19 protein-coding genes and 2 pseudogenes are annotated in these 17,783 nt (G+C 32.3%); 11 read left to right on the top strand and 10 right to left on the bottom strand.

From position 1 onward, the window contains the following. Nucleotides 1-66 precede the first annotated feature (66 nt). Nucleotides 67-825: a peroxide stress protein YaaA gene (gene yaaA / locus P5P89_RS03020; RefSeq protein WP_278010682.1), complete on the bottom strand. Its 759-nt coding sequence runs from the start codon at nt 823-825 to the stop codon at nt 67-69. Nucleotides 826-1,099: 274 nt separating this feature from the next. On the opposite strand from yaaA, the pseudogene P5P89_RS03025 reads away from it, so the two are divergent. Then, nucleotides 1,100-2,236, top strand: a pseudogene (locus P5P89_RS03025) (CCA tRNA nucleotidyltransferase); the annotation flags it as partial. 715 nt (nt 2,237-2,951) lie between these two features. Continuing rightward, nucleotides 2,952-3,977 carry a COX15/CtaA family protein gene (locus P5P89_RS03030; protein WP_278010684.1) on the top strand — a complete coding sequence of 342 codons (1,026 nt, stop codon included), beginning with the start codon at nt 2,952-2,954 and terminating at the stop codon, nt 3,975-3,977. Between the two features lie 86 nt (nt 3,978-4,063). On the opposite strand, the gene P5P89_RS03035 is transcribed toward P5P89_RS03030, so the two are convergent. The 8 genes from P5P89_RS03035 to P5P89_RS03070 form a co-directional block, all read right to left on the bottom strand. Further along, nucleotides 4,064-4,831, bottom strand: a complete 768-nt coding sequence (locus tag P5P89_RS03035; RefSeq protein WP_278010685.1) for a LytR/AlgR family response regulator transcription factor — start codon at nt 4,829-4,831, stop codon at nt 4,064-4,066. 48 nt (nt 4,832-4,879) lie between these two features. Beyond that, on the bottom strand, nt 4,880-5,248 hold the full coding sequence (locus P5P89_RS03040; protein WP_278010686.1) for a 2TM domain-containing protein: 369 nt from the start codon (nt 5,246-5,248) through the stop codon (nt 4,880-4,882). Nucleotides 5,249-5,267: 19 nt separating this feature from the next. Further along, a complete protein-coding gene (locus P5P89_RS03045; RefSeq protein ID WP_278010687.1) occupies nt 5,268-5,573 on the bottom strand; it encodes a 2TM domain-containing protein in 306 nt (101 codons plus the stop codon). Between the two features lie 2 nt (nt 5,574-5,575). Next, on the bottom strand, nt 5,576-5,875 hold the full coding sequence (locus tag P5P89_RS03050) for a 2TM domain-containing protein (protein WP_278010688.1): 300 nt from the start codon (nt 5,873-5,875) through the stop codon (nt 5,576-5,578). A gap of 2 nt (nt 5,876-5,877) precedes the next feature. Beyond that, the gene (locus P5P89_RS03055) at nt 5,878-7,239 is read right to left on the bottom strand and encodes a 2TM domain-containing protein (RefSeq protein ID WP_278010689.1); all 1,362 of its coding nucleotides are present in this window, start codon (nt 7,237-7,239) and stop codon (nt 5,878-5,880) included. Nucleotides 7,240-7,267: 28 nt separating this feature from the next. Continuing rightward, nucleotides 7,268-7,891, bottom strand: coding sequence for a tetratricopeptide repeat protein (locus tag P5P89_RS03060; RefSeq protein WP_278010690.1), 624 nt, complete (start codon nt 7,889-7,891; stop codon nt 7,268-7,270). A 37-nt stretch (nt 7,892-7,928) separates the two neighbouring features. Next, nucleotides 7,929-8,336 carry a DUF2141 domain-containing protein gene (locus tag P5P89_RS03065; RefSeq protein ID WP_278010691.1) on the bottom strand — a complete coding sequence of 136 codons (408 nt, stop codon included), beginning with the start codon at nt 8,334-8,336 and terminating at the stop codon, nt 7,929-7,931. Nucleotides 8,337-8,571: 235 nt separating this feature from the next. Continuing rightward, a complete protein-coding gene (locus P5P89_RS03070) occupies nt 8,572-10,731 on the bottom strand; it encodes a TonB-dependent receptor (RefSeq protein WP_278010692.1) in 2,160 nt (719 codons plus the stop codon). A 140-nt stretch (nt 10,732-10,871) separates the two neighbouring features. On the opposite strand from P5P89_RS03070, the gene P5P89_RS03075 reads away from it, so the two are divergent. The 9 genes and pseudogenes from P5P89_RS03075 (at nt 10,872) to P5P89_RS03115 (ending at nt 17,309) form a co-directional block, all read left to right on the top strand. Further along, nucleotides 10,872-11,219, top strand: a complete 348-nt coding sequence (locus tag P5P89_RS03075; protein ID WP_278010693.1) for a DinB family protein — start codon at nt 10,872-10,874, stop codon at nt 11,217-11,219. Between the two features lie 121 nt (nt 11,220-11,340). Next, nucleotides 11,341-11,961 (top strand): hypothetical protein, encoded by a 621-nt coding sequence (locus tag P5P89_RS03080; protein WP_278010694.1) that lies wholly within the window; start codon nt 11,341-11,343, stop codon nt 11,959-11,961. Between the two features lie 15 nt (nt 11,962-11,976). Next, nucleotides 11,977-12,534, top strand: a complete 558-nt coding sequence (locus P5P89_RS03085; RefSeq protein WP_278010695.1) for a sugar O-acetyltransferase — start codon at nt 11,977-11,979, stop codon at nt 12,532-12,534. Nucleotides 12,535-12,551: 17 nt separating this feature from the next. Then, nucleotides 12,552-12,941 (top strand): SMU1112c/YaeR family gloxylase I-like metalloprotein, encoded by a 390-nt coding sequence (gene gloA2, locus P5P89_RS03090; RefSeq protein ID WP_278010696.1) that lies wholly within the window; start codon nt 12,552-12,554, stop codon nt 12,939-12,941. A gap of 168 nt (nt 12,942-13,109) precedes the next feature. Further along, a complete protein-coding gene (locus tag P5P89_RS03095) occupies nt 13,110-14,387 on the top strand; it encodes a chloride channel protein (protein WP_278010697.1) in 1,278 nt (425 codons plus the stop codon). Between the two features lie 112 nt (nt 14,388-14,499). Then, nucleotides 14,500-15,099, top strand: coding sequence for an HPP family protein (locus P5P89_RS03100; RefSeq protein WP_278010698.1), 600 nt, complete (start codon nt 14,500-14,502; stop codon nt 15,097-15,099). Between the two features lie 120 nt (nt 15,100-15,219). Further along, the gene (locus P5P89_RS03105) at nt 15,220-15,762 is read left to right on the top strand and encodes an IS1096 element passenger TnpR family protein (protein ID WP_278010699.1); all 543 of its coding nucleotides are present in this window, start codon (nt 15,220-15,222) and stop codon (nt 15,760-15,762) included. Between the two features lie 87 nt (nt 15,763-15,849). Beyond that, nucleotides 15,850-16,209 (top strand): four helix bundle protein, encoded by a 360-nt coding sequence (locus tag P5P89_RS03110; RefSeq protein ID WP_278010700.1) that lies wholly within the window; start codon nt 15,850-15,852, stop codon nt 16,207-16,209. Between the two features lie 42 nt (nt 16,210-16,251). Further along, nucleotides 16,252-17,309, top strand: a pseudogene (locus tag P5P89_RS03115) (nucleoid-associated protein). A 66-nt stretch (nt 17,310-17,375) separates the two neighbouring features. On the opposite strand, the gene P5P89_RS03120 reads toward P5P89_RS03115, so the two are convergent. Further along, nucleotides 17,376-17,783 (bottom strand): response regulator, encoded by a 408-nt coding sequence (locus P5P89_RS03120; protein WP_278010701.1) that lies wholly within the window; start codon nt 17,781-17,783, stop codon nt 17,376-17,378.

Raw genomic sequence — 17,783 nt, forward strand, 5'->3', positions numbered from 1 at the left:
CGAACCTTGCTGCAAACCTTTGCTTCATTGCGGTAAAAAAAATAGAATCTTAAATCTTCAAAAAAACTATCTTGTAAAAACCAAATGATTCCCTTTAGAAAGATTAGCATCAAACTGATACCCTTCATAATTAAATCCTTTCAGATCATCAATAGTCTCAGCATTGGTATCAATAATATAACGAACCATCATACCCCTCGCCTTTTTCGCAAAGAAACTAATCATTTTTAATTTTCCGTCTTTATAATCTTTAAAATCCGGAGTAATTACCGGAACTTTTAACGCTTTTACGTCAACAGCAGAAAAATATTCATTACTTGCTAAATTCACGAATAATTCATCTTTTTTCAACTCTTTATTTAAGGCTTTTGTAACTGTTGGCTTCCAGAAATCATGCAGGTTTTTAGATTCACCAACCGGCATTTTAGTTCCCATTTCTAAACGATAGGCCTGCATTAAATCTAATGGTTTTAAAAGACCGTAAAGACCTGATAAGATTCTTAATTTATCTTGCAGCTCCTCTAATTTATCTACCGGAATTGTATAAGCATCCAAACCGGTATAAACGTCCCCATCGAAAGTATAAACTGCAGGGCGTGCATTTTCAGGAGTAAAAGGCGTTTTCCAATCCTGATTTCTTTTCCAGTTTAAATCGGCCAGTTTTTCTGAAATTGACATTAATTCTGATAATTCTGCTGGCTTTTTTTGTTTTACAATTTTATGAACTATTCTCGCTTCTTTTAAAAATGAAGGCTCAGTATATTGAGATGTTGGTAATTCTTTTTCGAAATTCAAAGATTTCGCCGGAGATATAACAATTTTCATTTGTACGTTTTTGTATGACTCAAAAATACAAATTGCATTTTTAAAAATATCTTATTGCAATTGATTTGTTTTATTGTTGTATAGTTTTTTCGCCACTCCCGATAGCTATCGGGATCACGAATTTATTTTTAAAATCTTTGAGTATAATTTCGAATGAATTCGTGTAATTCAGCTTCACCATATTATTTTAATAAAATTCAATTGAAAAATTGTGAAATTATTCAAAAAAGTAAGCGATAGATTATAATAGGCATTTTCTATGTTGTAAATTTGCATGCATTTTATTTCATCTGAAATTCAAATTGCATTTTACTCAAAAATTAGTGAATTCGTGGCCATACAAACAAACTACAAAACCGCATTACAAAACAAAATCTTCGATATCATTTCGAAAGCTTCTCAGGAATTAAACGTTGACTCATACGTCATCGGCGGATTTGTTCGTGATTTGCTTTTAAACCGGGGTTCGAAAAAAGATATTGATGTTGTTGCTGTTGGAAGCGGAATTGAACTTGCTTTAAAGGTTTCTGATTTACTTCCTAAAAAACCAAAAGTCCAGGTTTTTAAAACTTATGGAACAGCGATGTTACGTTTTGAAGATACTGATATCGAGTTTGTCGGTGCCCGAAAAGAATCTTATACCCGAGACAGCCGAAATCCAATTGTGGAAAACGGAACTTTGCAAGACGATCAAAATCGCCGCGATTTTACAATCAATGCCCTGGCTTTATCTTTAAACGAAAATAACTTTGGTGCTCTTTTAGATCCTTTTGACGGTTTAACCGATTTAGAAAACAAAACAATTAAAACGCCTTTAGATCCTGATATTACGTATTCTGATGATCCATTGCGTATGCTTCGTGCGATTCGTTTTGCTACTCAATTGAATTTCGAAATTGAAGAAAATTCATTGAATGCGATCACAAAAAATGCTGATCGTATTAAAATCATTACTGGTGAAAGAATCGTAGATGAACTAAATAAAATTCTTTCTACAGACAAACCTTCAACCGGATTTTTACTTTTATATAAAACCGGGCTTTTAGATTTAATTTTACCTGAATTGACAGCTTTGAATCAGGTTGAGGAAATTGAAGGTCATACACATAAAAACAATTTTTATCATACGCTTGAAGTCGTTGATAACATTTGCCCAAATACTGATGATGTCTGGTTAAGATGGGCTGCATTGTTGCATGATATCGGGAAAGCGCCAACAAAACGTTTTAATAAAAAACAAGGCTGGACTTTTCATGGACACGAATTCTTAGGCGGAAAGATGGCTAAGAAAATCTTCGAACGTTTGCACATGCCTTTAAATCAAAAAATGAAATTCGTTCAGAAAATGGTCATTATGAGTTCACGTCCGATTGTTCTGGCGCAGGATATTGTAACTGACAGTGCTGTTCGTCGTTTGGTTTTTGATGCGGGTGAAGATGTAGAAGATTTAATGATTTTGTGTGAAGCCGATATCACAACCAAGAACCCAGCGAAATTCAAGAAATATCATAAAAACTTTGAAGTTGTCCGCAAGAAAATTGTTGAAGTTGAAGAACGTGATCACGTTCGTAATTTCCAGCCGCCAATTTCCGGGGAAGAAATTATGGAAATGTTTGATTTGAAACCTTCACGCGAAATTGGAGTCTTGAAAGAAGCTGTAAAGGAAGCTATTTTAGAAGGTGATATACCAAATGAATATCAGGCAGCTTATGATTTTGTGATTAAACGAGCTGCGAAGTTAAATTTAAAACTTAAAAAATAATGGATTTTTTAGGTGGAATTTTTATATCTATATTTTTATTGATAATTATTTATTCAAATTTTATCTTTTTAAAAGGATTAAAAAGAATTAAAGAAAAACGTTCAAAATACAAAATATTTTTCTTTTTGAGTTCTGTTATTTTTCCATGTTTTGTTGTTTTTATTATTGCTGCTATCTTAACAAGTCCTGCTCTAATTGAAATGTCAAATTTAAAATTCGATATGAGTAATTACAATTACAGAATTATTTTTGGAATTCTAATTTTCCCTCCAAGCATTTTATTAAATATTTATTTCTCGAAATTCTATTTAAAAAGAATATCAACTACAAAAAAAGAAAACGAAATCGAATTAATCGGAACAGAATGAAAAAAGAAAATAAATCAGTAATCATTTGGTTACTATCAGGTTGTGTTTTATTATTTTTAATGGTTGTCGTGGGCGGTATTACACGTTTGACCAATTCAGGTTTATCTATGACCGACTGGCATTTGGTAACCGACACTTTTCCGCCTTTAACAGAAGCAAAATGGAATGAAGCTTTTGAACAATACAAGAAATTCCCAGAATATCAAAAAATCAACATTCACAACGATTTTCAATTGGCAGATTATAAATTCATTTATTTCTGGGAATGGTTTCACCGCTTCATTGGCCGTATTATTGGTTTGGTTTTTTTTGTTCCTTTTGTATACTTTTTAATCAAAAAGAAACTAGACACTCCAACCATTAAAAAATGCATTGTTCTTTTGGCAATGGGTGGTTTTCAGGGATTCCTTGGCTGGTTTATGGTACGCAGCGGATTAATTGACAATCCGGATGTAAGCCACTTCAGACTTTCACTGCACCTCACTTTCGCCTTTATCACTTTTGCTTACACGCTTTGGGTAGCGCTTGATCTGATTTATCCGGAAAGAAACATCAATAAAATTCTTCCGCTTCGTAAAATCGCAAGATATGCTTTAGCAGCTTTATTGATACAGATTATTTATGGTGGATTTGTAGCCGGACTTAACGCCGGATTAATTCACAATCACTGGCCATTAATGAGTGACGGAGAATTTATTCATGAATCGGTTTTTATTGAACAGTCTTCTCTAATCAAAAATTTAATTGAAGGAAAAAGCGGTGTTCAGTTTGTACACAGAACTTTTGCGTATGCAGTAGTGGCGATTATTCTTTTTCTGTATTTCAAAAGCAAAAAATATTCACTTACCGATACCCAGTCAAAAGGAATTAACATTTTGGTGTTTTTTGTTTTTGTTCAGTTTGCCCTTGGCGTTTTCACTTTATTGTACAGTGTACCTTTGGCTTTAGGATTAATTCATCAGATTATGGCATTTTTACTTTTGAGTGCGATGACGTATACTTTGCACCGTTTGAGCAAATAAAATCATTTTATATAAACAGAAAAAGAGTCTAAAATCAGACTCTTTTTTATTTTATTTATATCTTACTTTTCGCATTTCACAAAAAACTATCCTAACCAACTCTTAAAATCCTGTACTTTTTCACGGCTAACAATAACCTCATCATCTTTATAAGTTGGCAAAATGATTTTTAAACGGGAATTGGTATATATCTGAATTTCTTTGATTGCTTTTAACGGTAATATAAATTTTCTGCTTACGCGAAAGAAATCTTTCTTGTTCAGCTCCTGCTCCAGAATTTCTAATGTAGAATCAATTAAATAATCACGATTATCGTAGGTATGAATGTAAGTACCTTTATTTTCACTAAAAAAACATTCAATTTCATCTTTGGTAATTACCTTTAAATTATGCCCGATTTTAACTGTGAACCTTTCTCTGTAAGTTTTTTCAAAAGGGTTTGAAAGCATTTGTCGTATTTGTTCAAAATCAAGCTGTAGATTTTGATTTGCAGTATCCTGTTTCGGGATTCTGTTTTTGTATTTTGCAACAGCCGTTTCAAGATCATCTTCATCAATTGGTTTTAAAAGATAGTCTATGCTGTTTAGCTTAAAGGCTTTCAATGCATACTCATCATAAGCAGTTGTAAAAATGATAGCACTTTTTATATCTATTTTTTCAAAAATTTCAAAAGATAAACCATCCGAAAGCTGAATATCCAAAAAAATCAAATCAGGATGCGCGTTATTGCCAAACCAATCAATAGATTCTTCTACAGAATGCAGCATAGTTTGCACAGCAATTTCTAATTTTTCTAATTTTCGTTGTAATAATCTTGCAGCCGGTTTTTCGTCTTCTATAATTAAGGTGGTCATTTATTAAATTTGAAAAATTAAAATCTGGTTTTGGTTACACTGGTAAAATTACTCCCATTTATTGGTGTTTTGAGATTCTTTGTTCATGTATTTCTGGATTTTTTTCTGTTCCCACTCTGATCCAAAAAACAAATCAGGCCCGAAAACGGTGAAAGCGTGAATCAATAAACCAATCCCCCAAAAGAAGGCTGTCGAATACGTATGCCATTCAAATAATCCGCTCTCATCAAATCTGTTTCCAACAAAATCCCTGTTTATATTTGAAAAAATAATGATTGCATTTACAATTAAATATATTTTTAAGTGCGAATAAAAACCCTTGATTCTTTTTATTTTTTTGTATGCTCTTTCAAAACTTTCATCATTTTCAAATTCTTGTCCGTACTCTTCGTAAAAGCGTCTTCTACAACGTCCCATTTTATTTTGTTTTAAAAAGTTATTGCCATTTATTTTTGTTCTCTTTTTCTTTCTCCATGATTTCTCTGATTTTCCGTTCTTCCCAGCCTTTTCCTAAAACCGGAAAAACTTCAAAAACTTTTAATCCGTGAAAAACAACTCCTATTCCCCACCACATCAAAGGCCAGTAAAACCATAAGTGATTTGGTGTTGTATATAAATTAATAAAAATCAATACAATATTAACCCCAATATAAGAAGTCAAATTACTATAAAACCCTTTAATATTCTCGACTTTCTTTTTAGCCTGGTAATATTTGTCTTCTTCGTTATAATTTATTTCCATAATTACTCCCATTTTTGTCTATTATTTTCTCTTTCCAAAATATCATCAATTTTTCTTTTCTCCCATTCTTTACTAAAAAAAGGAAAACAATCAAAGGCTTTCAATCCGTGTAAAACAATTGCAACTCCCCAGCCCAGCAAGGAAAACCAAAAATATAAATAATCTGGTGAAGTTATAAGATTTACAATTATAACAATTGGATTACAGAGAAAATATACTGTCAGATGTTCATAAAACTTTCTGATTTTTTTCACTCTTTCCTGAGCCTCATAATAACGTTCTGCATCAGCATACTTTTCCATAATTATTTCCAGGTTTGTTGTTTATTATTCTCCTTTTCCAGAATCTCTCTGATCTTTCTCTCTTCCCAGTCTGAGCTGTAACCAAAAACTTTAAAAGCATGCATTACAACTCCAAACCCCCAGCCTAAAGCCGAAAACCAAAACCACTGAAATCCGGGAGAATACCTCAAATTTATAAAGATTAAAAACGGAATCACACAACAATACGAAATTACATTTGCGTAAAATCCTTTTAATTCCTCCACTCTTTTTTTAGCTCTGAAATAAGCTTTACTTTCATCGCTATAGTCTGCATTTGTTTCCATAACTGCTATTTGTTTCGTTAAAATCGGAATCTTAACCGTAAATGTTTTTTCATTTTGTTCAATCAAAACTTTTCTGTTGGTTACAATTCCGTATCGATTTACAATATTTTGGAGCCCAACTCCCTGCCTGTCCTGTAAAACTTCCTTTTTCTGAAAATCATTTTGAATGGCAAGATAATCTCCGTCTGTAAAAATTCTGATATGCAATGGTTTTTGTTCACTTACTACATTATGTTTCACTGTGTTTTCTAATAAAAGCTGCAGCGATAACGGAACCACTTTTGCATCCGGATTGATATTCTCTGCTGGCAATTCATAAAACAAACTGTTTTCAAATCGCATCTTCAGGAGGTTCATATAAGTTTTTGCAAACGACAATTCATCTTCAACAGAAACCAGTTCTTTATCTTTTTGCTCTAAAACATATCGGTAAATTTTAGATAAAGAAGTGGTAAACCGCTGTGCATTATCTGGGTTTTCTTCAATCAGAGAACTTAAAACATTGAGACTATTAAAAAGAAAATGCGGATCAATCTGATTTTTTAAACTTTCGAATTTGGCATTTGCCGTTCCTGCGATAATCTTTTGCTGCGTTATTTCGAATTTTGATGCCTGTTTCCATTTTACCATAAAGCTTGTGGCTTGAAGAAAAGCCGAAACTCCTAATGATAAAACGATATAAAAAAGATGAACCCAAAACATTTTTTCGCCAAAAAAGACATCAAGAGTCACGTTTTGCAACACAACAAAAATGAAATAATTAATTCCTAAAACTACTGGAACGGTATAAAGTATTGTGACTAAGATGCCATAGTAAACTCTTAAATTTGTTTGCTCCAGCCAGTCCCACTTTTTATCTAAAAGTACACTGATAAAACCGTTGCCAAATCCTAATCCGAAAGAATAAACACAACTTACAAAAAAAGTGACAAGAACGTTTTTAACATTTAAATCGGAACCCAGAGAAGCTGAAAATATAATCGCAAAGACCATAGAAATTTTGAAACAGGTTATTGTTCCACTTTTTAAATCAGCAAATGAACTTCTATGCTCTTTCATTTATAAATTCTCTTAAATTATAATAATATTATTTTTTACAGTTTTTTTGTGCTTCCAAAGCTCTTTCTAATCCCCATTTTGGAGAAAAAGGGGTTTCAGGTTTAAATGTACCAAAAAGTTCGATAGCTTTATCAACCTGTACACAAAGTGGTTTTGTATCAACACCAGTCCATTTAGCTCCCCCTAACTGATAATCTGCCTCACCAAATACCGCCCTTGGATTATTAGGATCAATTGCTTTTGCTTTGGCATAAGCTTCCATCACTTTTGCCGAATATTTCATTCCGTTTGTCATTGGGTCAGCGACAACATATCCTGTATAAATCAAAGCCTGCAAAACATATAACTCGGCATTGTTCTGATCTTTTATGATTTCCTTATCCAAAGCATCTTGTGCCTTTGTCAGTAACAAATCGATCTTTGTTTTATCTTTTTCAGTAAAAACAGATGTGGTATTGATTAATGCAACATAATAATTTGGAAGATAGCTGGTTTTTTCTGCTGCTGCAATTCTTTCAAACATTGCTGAAGCTTCGTCGTTTTTTCCTTCTTTCCAAAGTCCGAAAGCCTTCTCCATTCCTTTTTCAAATTGTGTCTGAGCTGAAGCTATTACCACTACAAATAGTGTGATTAATGTGATGATCTTTTTCATTTTATAAGTTATTTAATGGTTTAACAGGATTAGTTTTTTATAATGTAATTTCAATTTTAGAGTCTTTACCAACAGTAAATTTAGCATCTGCATAGGAAGGTGGCCCCATAAATCCTTTCGCATTGTTTGAAGCTGCGTAATCTTCAGATGGGATTCCCATTGCGTTTCTGTCAAGTTTCCCATTATTATTTTCATCGTGATAAGTAGAAATCGCATATTCGCCAGCAGGAAGATTATTAAATATTACAACTGCTTTGTTATTTTTAATTTCAGAAGCAAGGCTCTTGTAAGTTGTTTTAAGAAAAGTTCCTTCTGAATTATATAATCCAACTTTAACAGCTCCCGTATTGTTTTTTACACCTGAAACAGTAACAGTTAATTTTACATTTTGAGCAGACATTAAGCTGCATATAAACAAGATAGTAAGGGTAATAATTTTGGTCATGATTTCTTTTTTTAAGTTTCTGATTTACTAAGGTTCTGCGATTTTATTTTTTTATTGATGATTAAAACTCTGGTTATTAATTTATACTTCAAAAGTATGCTGGTTTTTAGTCTTATTAAATTAAATGATACTGAGTTGTTGATTTTGGTTACTGAATTGTTTTTTTAAGATGCTAAGTTTCTGAGGAACTAAGTTTTTTCTCTTAGCAGCTGAGTATTTATTGTCTGAAAACCTCTTAAAGATTCTTTAACTGATTCTCATTTTTGTTCTGGCTAATGGTCCAGAAGAAGCCTACGAAGAAGAATCTGTCTGCGGTTGGAACTATAGCTTGTCTTTGATAAACTCCGCTTGAATCCGGATTTCTGGCATAATCGTATCCGAAAACGTTTTGTGTTCCTAAAAGATTTGAAACAGAGAAATAGAGGATTTTTTGTGTGGTCAATAAATATGCCCAGTTAAAACTTAAACTGTTATATGATTTTGTTTTTCCATTCATAAACTGTGTTTGGTTTGGATCATTATACGGGCGTCCTGAACTGAAACTGTTTGTAAATCCAATTTGCGATTTCCAGTCTGTTATAAAATATTTCGTTACAACTGATAAATTATGATTGGCCACAAAACTTGGTGTTACCATATTTGGGAAATTCTTGTATTGTCTTTCTGAATCAATATAAGAATATGAAATCCAATATTCTAAATTTTTATACAAATTACTATCTCTCCAAAGCAAATCGAAACCTTTTGCGTAACCTGAACCGTTGTTATTGAAAACCGAATTGTACTGAATATCCCTGGTATCGTACTGAACTAAATTCTTATAATTTTTATAATACAACTCTGTTCTAAGCAATTGTCCTGGTTTTGAAAACGTGTAATTCAAAATATAATGACTTGCTTTTTCGCTTTCAAACTGATGGTATTTTGAATATTTAATATAATCCACGACCGGAGTCTGAGTAAAATCTCCGTAAGCAAAAGAAAACTGACTCGTTTTTGAAAGTTTATAACCTAAGGAAGCTCTTGGCGCAATATTATTTTCGTTTAATAAACTGTTGTTTGAATATCTTAAACCAACTTTCAAAGCTAAATTTTTAGAGAATGAAACATCTCCTTCTGCATAAGATGCAAAAATATTTGAATCGTAACCGTTTTCAAAAGATGTAGCAGTAGCAATATCTTCGTTGTATTTGGTAATAAAATAATCAGCACCAAAAGACAATTTAAAATAATTGGAAACCTTTTTTGATAATTTTAGTTTTAACTGCGCCGCATTTTCCTGACTCTCAATACCAGTAATATCATATTTCAATTTGTTTTTGCTGTAACCATAACTGATTCCTGATGTCAGCTGCCATCCTGGCCCGATACTTCCTTTGTAAGATGAATTCAGATAGAAATTATTATTGTTCATATCTGTTCTGATCGGGTTTTCAAAATTGATATTTTTCTGATTTAAATCGAATTTTTCTGAATCGAAAGAAGCGTAAAGTTTGAAAATTCCGTTTGTAAATTTATATCTGTAAACTGTTTCGCCTCCTAAAGACTGATACGGATTATTCCAATCTACATTTTGTGGAATCACCGCCTGATAAGGTGCCAGATTAACGTACATCATATTTACACTTAAGGAACTTTTTTCCCATTTTTGTGTGTTTCCTAAACTCAAACCAACCGTCATAAATCCGATATCAGTTTTTTCATGATCTTCTTCATCCTGCGTATTTAAAAGCAAAACACTTGATAAAGCTTCACCATATTCAGCAGAATAACCTCCGGTAGAAAAAGCGATTCCGCTAAATAAGAAAGGAGAAAATCTGCTTCGGGTTGGTAAATTATTAGTTGTTGCACCGTATGGCTGTGCTACTCGAATTCCGTCTACAAAAGTTTGTGTTTCGTTTGCTTCACCTCCACGTACAAATAAACGCCCGTCTTCACCAACACTTTGTGTTCCCGGCAAAGTCTGTAGTGCTGCTATAATATTTCCGGCAGAACCTGCTGTTGTCACAATATCCAGAGGTTTTAAAACTGAAACTCTCGCTTTATCCCCTGACTCCAGAGTTCCTGCAGTAATAACAACAGCGTCAAGAGCATTTATATTCTCTCTTAATTTAATCGTTTGGTCTTTATAATTGGCTACATCAATTTCTGTTTTGAATGTTTCGAAAAGCAAAAAACTTACTACCAAAAACTTATTTCCTGTTTCAGTAGTTTCAAAAGAAAATTCTCCTGTTTCAGAACTCGTTGCTCCATCGTAAGTCCCGTCTAAATAAATATTGGCACCAACAACCGGTTTTCCTTTTTGGTCAAGAACTTTTCCTGAAATAGTATTTTGAGCGAAAATAAATGCTGCAAAAAATAAAAAGGGTATTGTTAAAAATAATTTGGTTTTCATGTCTTCTTTTGATTTTGATGAAGCAAATGTATTTTAACTTTTCTTGTTAAAAAATATTAAATAACCCAATTGTAGATTTTTGGGGATGAGTTGTAAAATACTAATTTGTATCTTAGCTATAAATTGAAAAAAACATTATTATGTCAGAAAGTAAGAGAATTTCAAATCTATATCAGTCCATTTATAATGGAAATCCATGGCTGGAAGTTACTTTAGCACATACCTTAAGAGATGTTACTGCCGAACAGGCGTACAGGAAAGTAAATCCTAATCTGAATACGATTTGGGAAATCGTGAATCATCTTATACAATGGAGAAGAAACATTTTAAAACGTATGCAGGGAGAAGTAATCATCACTCCGGATCATAACTATTTTGTGCCTGTTCTGGATCCATCTGAAGCAGCCTGGGAGCAGTCACTTCAAAACCTGGCAAAATCACAGGAAGCCTGGAATACTTTTTTGAAGATTTTGATGATGCTGATTTAGCAAAAATATATGCCAACAATAATCACACCTATTACGAACATATTCACGGAATCATTCAGCACGATGTTTACCATTTAGGACAGATTGTTATTTTGAAGAAAATACTTTAAAAAAGATAACAATGAGAAACATTGAAAAACTTCAGACTTTACTTCCTTTAGGTTATATTTTTCTTGTGATTTTAGGAATAATTAAGGAGAGTATATATTATTACCAACTCGGTATAAATATTACTCCATATTCATCAATCATGGATATTTTGATAAGTCCTATAGCAACAATAACTTCACATCCTATTTTCATGATATGCATTATATTGATATTTATACTGCATTATAAACTACCAAAACTGTTAGTAAAATACCATCATAAAGAATGGGTTCAGAAAACTTTTGAATTAAAAAATACAAGTATTGAGAAAAAGTCATTATTATCAGAAGATGAAATAACAAATGAGTACATACTTATTTCAATAAAAACTCTCTGTTCAATTTTAATATCTCTCTTTCTTGGATTTGGAATCGGAGGAGGTTATTTTCTTTCTAAAAAAATAGAAAGAAATGAATTGAAATACAATTACAAACTAAATTATAACGATTCCAAATCTGAAAATGTTTATATAATTGGTACTAATACTTCTTATTATTTTTATTTAACAGAAGGAAGTTCTACCGTAAAAATTGCACCTGTAGCTTCAATTAGGAATTTGGAAATAATAAAAAACAAAATGCTCACTAAATAAATATTAAGATTGGGTATGAAAACAGAAAAAGAAAAAATGATCAGCGGTGAATATTACAACGCTTTTGACCCAGAATTAGTAAAAGGCCGCAGAACTGCAAAAAATCTTTTGCATAGCTTAAATGTAAAAGAATATCGGGTTACTAAAAAAGCAAAAGAAATTCTGAAAGAACTAATACCTAATGCCGGAGCTGGACTTTATATTGAACCACCGTTTCATTGTGATTACGGATATAATATTATTGCCGGCGACAATGTCTATTTTAATGTAAATTGTGTTGTTTTGGATTGTGCGCCTGTAACTATTGGTTCAAATGTATTTATTGCACCCAATGTTCAGATTTACACTGCGTCTCACCCACTTGATGCTGAATTAAGAAAAACGCTCGAGAATGCGTATCCTGTTTCAATTGGAGATGATACCTGGATAGGCGGAAACACTGTAATTTGTCCGGGAGCAACAATCGGGAAAGGCTGTGTTATTGGAGCCGGATCTGTTGTTACCAAAAACATTCCGGATAATTCACTCGCTGTTGGAAATCCGGCTAAAGTAATTCGTAAACTAAATCAATAATCTGAATCTAATAGATAATGCTTACCTTAAACAAAGTTCACCACATCGCGATTTTATGCTCTGATTATCAAAAATCTAAAACTTTTTATACTGAGGTTTTGGGATTAACCATTATCAGAGAAATATACCGCGAGGAACGTCAGTCATATAAACTTGATTTAGCCCTTAACGGCATTTATGTTGTTGAGTTATTTTCATTTCCAAATCCCCCCAAAAGACCTTCAAGACCTGAAGCTGTGGGTTTGCGCCATTTAGCTTTTGAAGTTATCAATTTAGATGAAACTATTGCTCTTTTGAATTCTAAAAACATTGAATCAGAACCTATCAGGATTGATGAAACCACAGAAAAACGATTTACTTTTATCGCAGATCCCGATTTATTACCAATTGAATTTTATGAAAGATGATTATTATTGAGATATTTCGACGCTATGCTACCGAAAACACACCGAAAGATTTTTCTTATATTCTCAATTTTAACATAATATACTGAGTATTTTTTATTTAAAACCCAATTTGATTCTCTAATTTTGTAATCCGCATAAAATATGCGATACTACAAAATTTATAGTCTGATGAACAAAACGGCGCAAATCAAAAAAAATCATCAATTTATTAAGTTTCGAAAATTAGTTATTGTTTCCTTATTAATTGGCTTTCTTTCTGCCTTTCTCGGAATTTCACTTAAAAGAATCACAGAATATTACGAAGAAATATTCTTTCACGAAGTATCTGTAAATCCTATTTTTTATATCATTTTTCCAGTTTTCGGATTATCCGTAATTTATTTCCTCAGACAATATCTTTTCAAGAAAAAAGAAAATAAAGGAATCAAAGAGGTTTTTGAAAGTACTGGTTCTAAATCTAAAAATTTACCTTCTTATAAAATCCCTTCTCACTTCATAAACGGATTGTTAACTGTTATTTTTGGAGGTTCAACCGGAATCGAAGTTTCTACAGTAGTCGCCACAGCAACAATTGGGTCTGTAGCCCACGAAAAAGAAAATGTTTTTCGTCAATACAAAACCGAATTAATTTGCGCAGGAGTTGCTGCCGGAGTTACGGCATTATTCAGCAGTCCGATTGCGGGAATTTTGTTTGCTTTTGAAGTTATTTCAAGAAAAGTCACCCGGGCATTTATCATATCAAATGTCATAGCGGTTTCTATTGCTTTTGGATTGCTTACTATCCTAAAAGAAGAACCTTTGTTTGCCATTTCAATCACAACATGGCATTTAAAAGCAATTCCATATTTTATTCTTTTAGGGATTTTGGCCGGAATGAATTCTGTTTACCTAACCCGATGTGTTTTGTTTTTTAAATCTCAATTCGGAAAAATCGATACGCATTATTACAAAATCATAATCGGCTCAGCGGTTTTAAGTATCTCACTGTTTATTTTTCCGCAATTATACGGCGAGGGATATCATGCAATTAAAACCAGTTTCATTGCTCCAAACCAAATTATGACATTTACTTTAGCCTTAACTTTTATTGGCATATTACTCCTTAAACCCATTGTAACCTCCATTACATTAGCTTCCGGAGGCGATGGAGGTGTTTTTGCACCAAGCCTTTTTATAGGGGCTTTTTTAGGATTATTGCTAGCTTCCGTTTTAAATACTTTTTTTCAGGTTCATGTAATTCCGGTTAATTTTATGATTATCGGAATGGCAGCAGTATTAAGTGCCAGTATTCATGCACCTTTTACAGCTATATTTTTGGTATGCGGACTTACAAACGATTACACCTTGTTTTTTCCGATTCTTGTTGTTTGTTTAATTTCGAAATACACCGCAAAAATGATTTATCCCTATACGGTATATAGTTATTCTCCAGGTATGACAAAATAAATTTCAGGCTAATTAATCCATCGATTAACAGAATCTTCACCAATGTTACGCACAGCAAAGTGTATTTAAAAACATAACGAAAAAATCAATTACAGCAAAACAAAATTACAAAATGCCTGTTCAAAAAATAAAAAGAGGATATCGCAAAACACGCTACATTCTTTATAAAGAAACTCTAGTTGATTATAAAGAACATTTTTGGTCTTTTTTAGGATCATTTGTCGGTATTGGAATCCTGGCTTATATTCAATCGATGCATTTTTCAGGAAATGACGCGGTGTATTTAATTGGTTCTTTTGGAGCTTCTAGCGTACTTGTATACGGAATTATTCAGAGTCCGTTTTCTCAACCAAGAAATTTAGTTGGAGGGCATTTAGTTTCAGCATTCATTGGTGTTACGGTTCATAAATTAGCGCCGGATATTATCTGGATTGCAGCACCTTTGGCAGTTTCACTCGCTATAATTTTAATGCAGGTTACGAAAACGCTGCATCCTCCTGGAGGAGCGACTGCATTAATTGCGATCATTGGTTCGGATAAAATAAAAAGTTTGGGCTATATGTATGTACTATCTCCTGTCCTTATTGGTGTTTTGATTTTGTTTATTACAGCGCTAATATTCAACAACATGACTTCAAGCAGAGTTTATCCAAACCATAGCACTTATCATAAACATTATCACAAAATTAGAAAACGACTGGTAAAAAAATAGTAAACAGATTTGTTTTAGTGAATTTTAATTTCTCCCTAAAATGTTTTCAACAAATCGTATTTACTAATTCATAAATCATAATTTATATTTTACCTTTGGCTTTTCAAAAATACAAAGATTATGGTTTATAAATTTAGAGTAATTCTGGACGCCGAAGAAGATATTTTTAGAGACATCGCAATTCTTGAAGATGATACCCTTGAGGATTTACACAATGCAATTTTCAACGCTTTTGGCTTTGACGGTTCTGAAGTAGCTTCATTTTATACTTGTGATGACACATGGAATCAGGAAGATGAAATTCCGCTTTTTGATACAGGAGATGTTCCCGGCGAAATAAGAACCATGAACGATTATCCGTTATCTAGTATTTTAGATAAACAAAATACGAAGATTATATACGTTTATGATTTCATCAGCATGTGGACTTTCTTAGTCGAATTGGCTGCCATCGAAGACGAACAAGTTGGAGTTACTTATCCGGAAACTTTATTTTCTCATGGTGAAATGCCTGATGAAGCTACAGAAAAAAACTTTGAATCTGATGATATGCACAATGATATCTACGGTGAATTTGAAGATGATTTAGATGAAGACGATCTTGACATGTTCGAAGGAGACGACAGCTTTGAGGATTTTGGTTTTGAGGAGAATTGGAATTAGTTTTTTAAGGTTCTGAGCGGCTAAGTTTCTGAGGTTTTTTTATTTTTAGGAATTTTCTTATTTTTACTAAAATTTAAATTCAGTAAAATGAGTGATTTCAGAAAACTTTTGATCTGGCAGAAATCAATGTCCTTGGTTACCAAAATTTATTATTCAACAAATAATTTTCCAAAAGAAGAAATCTTTGGATTAACTTCACAAATTAGACGTAGTTCGATTTCTATTCCAAGTAATATTGCAGAAGGATCTGGCAGAGAAAGTGACAAAGATCTTTTACGATTTTTAAATATTTCAGTTGGTTCTTTATTTGAAATGCAAACACAATTAGAAATCGCAAAAAATATCTCGTATCTAAAAGAAGACGATTTTAATAACTTATACGAGGATAGCCGTGAAGTAGAAAGAATGTTAGTTTCAATTATAAAAAAAATAAAATACAGAAACTAAACCTTACTAAATTAACAACTTAGAACCTCAGCACCTAGAAATATGATAAACCTTTTCAATACCCACATCGAAACTCTGGCGATACATCGCGTAGGAAATAAAAGCCGAAATGAAGCGATTTTTTTATCGGAACAGCCATTTAATTTAAATGATGAAATTGTACCATTAATTAAAGAGTATTTTTTTAAGCCTTTTAGAGAAAAAGAAGAAAATTATTATCAGTTTGCACACGAAGTAGATCTGGACTACAACGACATGTTTAAATTTGCAACTGAAATTTTTGCAAATCCATCAAGTGTTCAGGAAGTTTCAAAAAAATCACGAAGCATTTATATGAACAGTCCAATCATCCGCATATTAAAAACGGAGAGGTTTACGTAACGTATTTGACTAATTTAAGCATTGATAACAATGTAGTTGACGCGATTGGAATTTTTAAAAGCGAATTACAATCTGATTTTTTACAATTTGAAGAAAAAGACAGTAATCTTGAAATGATTTTACAGCAGGGAATCAACCTGAGTAAGTTAGATAAAGGATGCCTTATTTTTAATTACAAAAAAGAAGAAGGATACAAAATCTTAACCGTAGACAGCAACCGTTATGATGCCCGTTACTGGCTTGAGCACTTTTTATCTGTGGATGCTTTTGAAGATGAAAACTTTATCACCAAAAAATATTTAAAATTCTGTCAAAACTTTGCGAAAGATGTTGTTTTACCAGCAGAAGACAAAAAAGAAGAAGTAATGTTTATGAACCGATCTGTGAATTATTTCGCTAAAAATGATCAGTTTGAAGAACAGAATTTCCTAAATGAAGTATTAGACAATCCTGATTTAATCCCCGAATTTAAAAACTATAAAGTCGATAAAGGAGAAAAATACAGCATCGAAGATGTTACCTCATTCCCTATTGCTAACGCAGCAGTTTCTGACGCCAGAAAATCGATTAAAAACGTGATTAATCTGGATACTCATATTCAGATTAAAATGGACTTTATTAATCCTGAAAGCGCAGAAAAATTTGTCGAAAAAGGCTGGGATGAAGAAAAACAAATGTATTACTACTTAGTATATTTCAACAAAGAAGAAAAAAACTAAGGAGGATTCATTTTCTATTACTTACTTAAACAAAAACGGCAATTAAATCTAATTGCCGTTTTTTTATTATAGTTCAATTTTATTTTTAAGGTATTCAAGCATTTGCAAGGTTATAGGCTTAGAAAGAAAATCAATTATAATAGGATATTTTTTTGCTTTTGCTAAATCTTCAGGATTAATTGTAGAAGATAAAACGATAACATTAATAGAATTAAATTCCTCATAATCAGACGTTATAAAATGATCTAAAAACTCCCAGCCTCCCATAACAGGCATATTCAAATCCAGAAAGATCAATTGTGGCTTTTTTACCGGCTGATCTTTACTATATTTTAGAGTATTGAAATACGACAAAGCTTCCTCTCCATTTTGAGCTGTGATGATTAAATCAGAAAAACCCGCTTTTGCAATTACTTTTTTAGACAGCATTAATGTAATAGGATCATCATCAATACATAAAATTTCTTCCAGCAT

The sequence above is a fragment of the Flavobacterium gyeonganense genome (genome assembly GCF_029625295.1).
Taxonomy (GTDB): domain Bacteria; phylum Bacteroidota; class Bacteroidia; order Flavobacteriales; family Flavobacteriaceae; genus Flavobacterium; species Flavobacterium gyeonganense.

Bases quoted from the DNA above. Each gene is read 5' to 3' on its own strand.
- P5P89_RS03040 (WP_278010686.1), bottom strand. From the start codon at position 5,248: ATGGGACGTTGTAGAAGACGCTTTTACGAAGAGTACGGACAAGAATTT.
- P5P89_RS03050 (WP_278010688.1), bottom strand. From the start codon at position 5,875: ATGGAAAAGTATGCTGATGCAGAACGTTATTATGAGGCTCAGGAAAGA.
- P5P89_RS03045 (WP_278010687.1), bottom strand. From the start codon at position 5,573: ATGGAAATAAATTATAACGAAGAAGACAAATATTACCAGGCTAAAAAG.
- P5P89_RS03075 (WP_278010693.1), top strand. From the start codon at position 10,872: ATGTCAGAAAGTAAGAGAATTTCAAATCTATATCAGTCCATTTATAAT.
- P5P89_RS03055 (WP_278010689.1), bottom strand. From the start codon at position 7,239: ATGAAAGAGCATAGAAGTTCATTTGCTGATTTAAAAAGTGGAACAATA.
- P5P89_RS03110 (WP_278010700.1), top strand. From the start codon at position 15,850: ATGAGTGATTTCAGAAAACTTTTGATCTGGCAGAAATCAATGTCCTTG.
- P5P89_RS03100 (WP_278010698.1), top strand. From the start codon at position 14,500: ATGCCTGTTCAAAAAATAAAAAGAGGATATCGCAAAACACGCTACATT.
- gloA2 (WP_278010696.1), top strand. From the start codon at position 12,552: ATGCTTACCTTAAACAAAGTTCACCACATCGCGATTTTATGCTCTGAT.
- P5P89_RS03095 (WP_278010697.1), top strand. From the start codon at position 13,110: ATGAACAAAACGGCGCAAATCAAAAAAAATCATCAATTTATTAAGTTT.
- P5P89_RS03070 (WP_278010692.1), bottom strand. From the start codon at position 10,731: ATGAAAACCAAATTATTTTTAACAATACCCTTTTTATTTTTTGCAGCA.
- P5P89_RS03030 (WP_278010684.1), top strand. From the start codon at position 2,952: ATGAAAAAAGAAAATAAATCAGTAATCATTTGGTTACTATCAGGTTGT.
- P5P89_RS03080 (WP_278010694.1), top strand. From the start codon at position 11,341: ATGAGAAACATTGAAAAACTTCAGACTTTACTTCCTTTAGGTTATATT.
- P5P89_RS03035 (WP_278010685.1), bottom strand. From the start codon at position 4,831: ATGACCACCTTAATTATAGAAGACGAAAAACCGGCTGCAAGATTATTA.
- P5P89_RS03120 (WP_278010701.1), bottom strand. From the start codon at position 17,783: ATGCTGGAAGAAATTTTATGTATTGATGATGATCCTATTACATTAATG.
- P5P89_RS03085 (WP_278010695.1), top strand. From the start codon at position 11,977: ATGAAAACAGAAAAAGAAAAAATGATCAGCGGTGAATATTACAACGCT.
- P5P89_RS03105 (WP_278010699.1), top strand. From the start codon at position 15,220: ATGGTTTATAAATTTAGAGTAATTCTGGACGCCGAAGAAGATATTTTT.
- yaaA (WP_278010682.1), bottom strand. From the start codon at position 825: ATGAAAATTGTTATATCTCCGGCGAAATCTTTGAATTTCGAAAAAGAA.
- P5P89_RS03065 (WP_278010691.1), bottom strand. From the start codon at position 8,336: ATGACCAAAATTATTACCCTTACTATCTTGTTTATATGCAGCTTAATG.
- P5P89_RS03060 (WP_278010690.1), bottom strand. From the start codon at position 7,891: ATGAAAAAGATCATCACATTAATCACACTATTTGTAGTGGTAATAGCT.